Source organism: Flavobacterium sp. (assembly GCF_021151785.1).
GTDB lineage: Bacteria > Bacteroidota > Bacteroidia > Flavobacteriales > Flavobacteriaceae > Flavobacterium.
On sequence record NZ_JAGKWP010000121.1, the window covers coordinates 1 to 6,361 of the forward strand.

At 31.6% G+C, this 6,361-nt stretch carries 7 protein-coding genes; 5 read left to right on the forward strand and 2 right to left on the reverse strand.

Going from position 1 to position 6,361, the window contains the following annotated elements:
• The first annotated feature begins 124 nt into the window (after nucleotides 1-124).
• The 3 genes from QZ824_RS10255 to QZ824_RS10265 all read left to right on the forward strand — a co-directional run bounded on the left by QZ824_RS10255 (nucleotide 125) and on the right by QZ824_RS10265 (nucleotide 3,240).
• On the forward strand, nucleotides 125-1,387 hold the full coding sequence (locus QZ824_RS10255) for a DUF2130 domain-containing protein (protein WP_291275923.1): 1,263 nt from the start codon (nucleotides 125-127) through the stop codon (nucleotides 1,385-1,387).
• Nucleotides 1,388-1,393: 6 nt separating this feature from the next.
• Nucleotides 1,394-1,945 (forward strand): DUF6642 family protein, encoded by a 552-nt coding sequence (locus QZ824_RS10260; protein ID WP_291275924.1) that lies wholly within the window; start codon nucleotides 1,394-1,396, stop codon nucleotides 1,943-1,945.
• Nucleotides 1,946-2,172: 227 nt separating this feature from the next.
• Nucleotides 2,173-3,240, forward strand: a complete 1,068-nt coding sequence (locus QZ824_RS10265) for a glycosyl hydrolase 53 family protein (protein ID WP_291275925.1) — start codon at nucleotides 2,173-2,175, stop codon at nucleotides 3,238-3,240.
• A 204-nt stretch (nucleotides 3,241-3,444) separates the two neighbouring features.
• Here the strand turns inward: QZ824_RS10265 and QZ824_RS10270 are convergent, their stop codons facing one another.
• Nucleotides 3,445-4,152, reverse strand: a complete 708-nt coding sequence (locus QZ824_RS10270; RefSeq protein WP_291275926.1) for a DsbA family oxidoreductase — start codon at nucleotides 4,150-4,152, stop codon at nucleotides 3,445-3,447.
• Between the two features lie 3 nt (nucleotides 4,153-4,155).
• Nucleotides 4,156-4,521 carry a helix-turn-helix domain-containing protein gene (locus QZ824_RS10275; RefSeq protein WP_291275927.1) on the reverse strand — a complete coding sequence of 122 codons (366 nt, stop codon included), beginning with the start codon at nucleotides 4,519-4,521 and terminating at the stop codon, nucleotides 4,156-4,158.
• Between the two features lie 146 nt (nucleotides 4,522-4,667).
• Between QZ824_RS10275 and QZ824_RS10280 the strand changes: the two genes are divergently transcribed.
• Both QZ824_RS10280 and QZ824_RS10285 read left to right on the forward strand, forming a co-directional pair.
• Nucleotides 4,668-5,534, forward strand: a complete 867-nt coding sequence (locus QZ824_RS10280) for an SDR family oxidoreductase (protein ID WP_291275928.1) — start codon at nucleotides 4,668-4,670, stop codon at nucleotides 5,532-5,534.
• An 84-nt stretch (nucleotides 5,535-5,618) separates the two neighbouring features.
• A partial coding sequence (locus QZ824_RS10285; RefSeq protein WP_291275929.1) for a DUF3667 domain-containing protein occupies nucleotides 5,619-6,361 on the forward strand: 743 nt, incomplete at its 3' end.

Below are 6,361 nucleotides of genomic sequence, written 5' to 3' on the forward strand. Positions count from 1 at the left end.
GGTTAGAATTAAAATTAACAATACTATTCTTTTTTGTTATATTATTTAATTCAATAAAAGCTTTTCTTTTTTTCTTAAATTTCTTTTTGATTGCTTACTTTTGAGTTCCTAAATTTTCTATTTTATGAGTATACCTTCTTCTACTATTCAATGTCCTAATTGTGGAACTGCTATTGATGTTAACGATCTTTTAAAACATCAAATAGAAGAAACATTACGTAAGGAATTTCAATCTAAAGCCGCTATGCAAGAAAAGGAAATAGCTTTAAAAAAGGAACAATTTGAAAAAGCTAAAGCCGAATTTGAAGCTAAAAAAAGACAAGAAAATGAATTGTTTGCAGAGCGTTTAGAGCGTGAAAAAAAACAAGCGGAAAGAGACATAGCTGAAAGACTTAAACAAAAATTAGAAGAAGAAAATCAAGAGCGCATTGCCTTGATGAATAAGGAATTGGCAGAAAAATCAGAAAAAATTCGCGAATTGAATAAAATGGAAGCCGAAATAGCTAAATTAAATAGGGAAAAAATGGAAATGAAAGAAGCTATTGAGGCGCAGTTGCAGCGACAGTTAAACGATCAATTAATTCAAGAAAAGGAGAAAATCAGAAAGTTGGAGGAGGAAAAGAACGAACTCAAAGTGAAAGAACTTCTTAAGCAACTAGAAGATCAAAAAAAACTAACTGAAGAAATGAAACGCAAGCAGGAGCAAGGCTCAATGCAAATGCAAGGTGAAGTACAAGAGTTAGCTATTGAAGAATTCATTATGCAAAACTTTCCCTTAGATACGTTAGAAGAAATTAAGAAAGGCGCAACGGGTGCCGATTGTCTTCAAATTGTCAATACGCGTGAAGTACAAAATTGCGGTACCATTTATTATGAAAGTAAGCGTACAAAAGCTTTTCAACCTGCTTGGATAGAGAAATTTAAAAACGATATTCGCACAAAAAAAGCCAATATTGGAGTTTTAGTAACGGAAGTCATGCCAGCCGATATGGATCGAATGGGAATGAAAGACGGTATTTGGATCTGTACATTTGAAGAGTTCAAAGGGCTAAGCGCAGTATTGCGTCAGTCGTTAATTCAAATTAGTCAAGCGGTACAATCGCAAGAAAACAAAGGCGACAAAATGGAAATGCTGTATGATTTTCTAACCAGTAACGAATTCCGATTACAAATAGAAGGAATTGTAGAAGGATTCAGTCAAATGCAAGCCGATTTAATAAGCGAAAAACGAGCCATGCAACGCATTTGGTCGCAACGCGAAAAGCAAATTGAAAAAGTAATTCTAAATACCACAAACATGTATGGCAATATTAGAGGTATCGCCGGAAACGCCGTTCAAGCCGTTCGTGCATTAGAATTAGACGACACCCATTCATTGGAAGACTAAATTACCATGGCCACACATTTATTTTGTTTAGAGTATGTAAACAATACAAGCATACACTTCAACAGCGTCATTTTACCAGCTTTGGAACAGCTCTCCTTACAATATGGAGTAACCAATGTTTACCAAGTTTGTGATGACATTGAAACGTTTGAAGAGCGCTTAGGAAACTTATTGTATGAAGACCGAAATTTTCAAGACTACGAATTATTGTATTTTGTTTTTCAAGGTCAAAACAACCAACTAATATTAGATGATTATTATTATTCCTTAGAAGAAATAGCAGAATTTTTCGAAGGAAAATTAAAGGGTAAAAAAGTACATTTTGCTAATACCATGTTGCTCGATTTAGAAGAAGAAACTTTTCAATATTTTTTAGACATAACAGGCGCCCAATCCATTTCGGGTTATGTAAATCAAGTTCCGCTTTTGAGTACGGTTTTAGATAATTTATTCTTCTCCATTTGTCAGGAATACGATGATGTAGTGGATATTGTAGAAGAATTATTTGAAAAGCAATACAATTTAGCTAAAAGTATGGGATTTCGATTACATTATTAAGCCTTTCAGAAGCCACACAAAGTATTAGTTTCTATTCTTTAGCGATTATATTAGAAACAATAAAACTCAATGAATACGCATTTCCTTAAAAGATAAGGATGAGAAATACCTTGAATACGAAGCTTGCTTAAAAACACAAAACATCCGTTATTCTTACAAGTATTTTTATATATTTGTTTATGAGTAGGTCAATTTTTTTTACAGATTGATGTTAATTGCCATTTATTATGAAAAAAATAACTCAAATAGCATATATTATTTTTCTATTTTTTATTTCATGTACTAAGGATGAAAATAGCAGCCCAGTTACAAAGGATTTTGTATCAGCCGTTGATATTTCACAATATCCTGAAATAGCAAGTAGCAATATATCATTTAAAGACTTCAATGGTAATCAAAAAGACTTGTTGGATTTACTTAAAGAAAATGGTGTAAATACTATAAGACTCAGATTATGGGTTAATCCAGTAGACGAACATTCTGGTTTTGAAGAAGTAAAACAATTTTCGCAAGTATTAAAACTTAAAGGATTCAAAACTTGGTTAACTGTTCATTACTCTGATACATGGGCTGATCCAGCTAATCAACAGATGCCATCTCAATGGGAAGGATTAAGTTATACTTCACTCAAAGACAGCGTATATAACTACACTAAAAAAGTGGTGAATCAGATTAATCCAGACTACATTCAAATTGGAAATGAAATCAACTCAGGTTTTTTGCACCCTATTGGAAAAATCAACAATCAAGATAATTTTTTAGATCTTATAAAAACAGGATGTTTAGCAGTAAGGCAAAATTCCAGTAATTGTAAAATCATTTTACATTACGCTGGAATTCAAAATTCGGACTCCTTTTTCAGTATAGTCAAATATGTAGATTATGACATTATTGGCTTGTCTTATTATCCTATTTGGCATGGCAAATCAATAACACAACTAAAGCAAAAACTACAAGAATTGGGCAAAAACTACAATAAAAGTATTCTAATTGCAGAAACGGCATATCCATTTACGCTTGATTGGAATGATTGGACAAATAATGTTGTTGGACAAAACAGTCAACTCATTTTACCGGATTATCCAGCAACCAATGAAGGACAAAAAAAGTTTATACATGATATTAAAAGCATAATGAAAGAAGCTGAAAATGGAATTGGTTTTTGTTACTGGGGAGCTGAATTAATTGCATGGAAAGGAAATCAAGCTACCAATGCTTCCCCTTGGGAAAATCAAGCTATATTTGATTTTAATAACAAAGCTTTACCAGTTCTTTCTGAATTTAAAAATGAGTAATAAACTAGATATTCACGTGCAGTAACTTTTTCTCTAACTTTGGTTAAGAAAAAAACACCCATTAAAAAGCAAAACCTCCTTTAAAACAATTAAAAGAGGTTTTACAATCACACATTTTCTAGAATACTAAAAAAGGCATTCAACACGTTTTTTAGCTTTTTCAAAAACGAATGAGCATTCTATCGTCAAAACAATAAAATACGTTTAACAATTTCCTTCTATATCGCAGCTCTCACCTGAAAGAGTCGATTTTTCCATAGTAGAGGCTTTCCATTTCGAATGAATATCACGCAAGGCTTCTAAAAACGTTTCAGGAGGTAAGGCCCCACTAAAACTTATACTGTTAAAAGCCACAAAAAAAGGAACACCGCGCAATCCATATTGTCCGCCTAACTGAATATCTTGATTCACGGCTTCACCATAAGCATCAGAATAAAGTAATTGTTCCACTTCTTCTTTTGGTAAACCAACCTCAACAGCTAGGGTAAGTAAAGTATCTTTATCACTAATATTTTCACCTTTAACAAATACGGCTTCAAACAAACGATCTTCTAGTGCATGAGTCAGCTCTTTTGATTTTGCAAATTGTAAAACACGATGTGCATCATAACTATTAGCCCATTTCATCTGGTCTAAATTAAAAGTAATACCAGCATGTTTTGCCATTTGTGCCACTTGCTCATTCAATTGTTTGGCTTGTAAATAGTCCATATTTTTATGATTAGCTAAAGCCTGATGGGCATCAATCGTTGCATCATATTGTAAATAAGGCGCCAGTTGAAAACTATGCCATTGAATTTGAATATCATCCTTATGTTCAAATCGTGCTAGTGCTTCATCTAAATTGCGTTTGCCAATAAAACAAAAAGGGCACAGCATATCTGACCATATATCTAATCGTAGTTTTTCCATAAATTATTTTTTGTTTAATTCTTGTTTGCGATGGTAAATTCCCCATTCAACCATTTTATCTAGTACTTCATTTAATTTTTTTGCCGATTCAGAAAGCTCATATTCCACAATAACCGGTGTGGTATCATACACTTTTCTCAAAACAATACCGTTTAACTCTAATTCTTTTAATTCTTTAGATAACATTCTTGGAGTTATTTTACCAATGTTCTTTTGAATTTCAGTAAAACGTTTCTTTTCAAATAATAACGAACCAATAATAGGTAATTTCCATTTCCCATTAATAACATTTAAGGTATCATTTACGGCAAGCACATAATCAATTGGACATCCAACACCTGCTTTTATATTAGGAATTTCCATTTCCATGGCGCTTCATTTTACTTGATTTCTAAAAACAAAGGTCTATATTAATTGTTAAGTATACAAGAGTATAGCGCTATACTTTTGTATACTAATATATTTTGTATACTAATTAAAAGTAATTTTGATTCATAATTTTAAACGTTAAAAAAATGATATTAATAACAGGAGCAACGGGTCAATTAGGAAACGGAATACTCAACTTTTTAGAAAAAAAAGGAAGACTAGCTGAGGTTGCAATTTTAGTAAGAGACGCTTCAAAAGTAGCACATTGGCAAGAAAAAGGTGTAAGCATTAGAGTAGGAGATTATCATCAACCCGAAACATTACAAAGTGCATTAAAAAACATCAATCAAGTGGTATTAATCTCATCAAATGATTTTAATGATAGGTTAAAACAACATAAAAATGTAGTAGATACTGCCGTTCAAAACGGAGTACAGCATATTTTGTATACAGGTGTATCAATGAAATCTATCAATCAATCACCACTTAAACCTTTATTAGAAGATCATTTTCAAACAGAAACATACATAAAAGAGAGTGGCTTAAATTATACTTTTTTACAACATTCTTTGTATGCCGATGTAATAACGATGTTTTTAAGTCCTAATCCAGTGGAAACAGGTGTTTATTTTCCTGCTGGTGAAGGAAAAGTTACTTTTGTTGATCGATTAGAATTAGCCGAAGCTATTGCAAATCTTCTAACCACAACAGGGCATGTGAATCAAACGTATAAAATGACTAATGTAGTAGCTTATTCCTTTGCAGATGTAGCAACTTATTTAAGCGAACTAGCAAATAAAACCGTTGCCTATATCAATCCAAGTGAGCAAGAATTTCAAGCAGCTTTGCATAATATTGGATTACCAGATGCAATCATACAAATGTCTTTAGGCTTTGCAGCTGGAATTAAAAATCAGGATTTTGAAGAACCATTTACTGATTTAACTACTATTTTGGGTAGAACACCTCTTGACTTAAAGTCTTATTTAAAAAAGACCTATTTTAATTTGTAAAGAAACGGCTGTCTTTTTTAGACAGCTTTTTTATTTTTAGGGCATCTCAACTTTTTTTTATAGATTTACCCTAAAATTGAATTCATGAGTAGCGGACATCTAAGAACAAGTCAAATTTGTGAAAACTGTGGACACCAGGTAGAACTCCGTTTTTGTCCTAATTGCGGTCAGGAAAACGTAGAAACCAGACAATCATTTCATTATTTATTTACTCATTTTATCGAAGATTTTACACATTATGAAAATGGCTTTTGGAAAGCCATGAAATATTTATTGTATTCCCCAGTTACCTTAACAAAAACCTATCTTGAAGGGAAACGTAAAAAGTTTGTTGTACCTGTCAAATTGTTCATTTTTATCAACTTTATTTTCTTTTTGCTTTTTGGTGTTTTCAAAGTAGATACTAAAGAAGAAGTACATGTTAAAGATTTGGAAGTAACAAATAAGACAAACATCGATAATAAAGGAGCTAATTTTAATTTTGAAATAGATAAAGACAATTCGTTATATTTTTTACAAGACAAAATTGATAATTTAAGTAAAAAATACACCAAAGAGGAAATAATTAAGAAAATAGGTGAGGAAATGTATAAACAACTACCTAAAGCCTTGTTTTTTTATCTACCTATTTTTGCTTTTTTATTATGGTTATTTCACAATAAAAAAAGATGGTGGTTTTTTGAACACGGTATTTTTACGTTTCATTTCTTTTCAAGTTTGCTATTGCTTTTACTTTTAAGTAGAATATTCAGTTTTATTGTCATGAAACTACATTTAGAAGCCTTAGACGATTTCACTGATTTAATTTTATTAGTATACTTATTAGT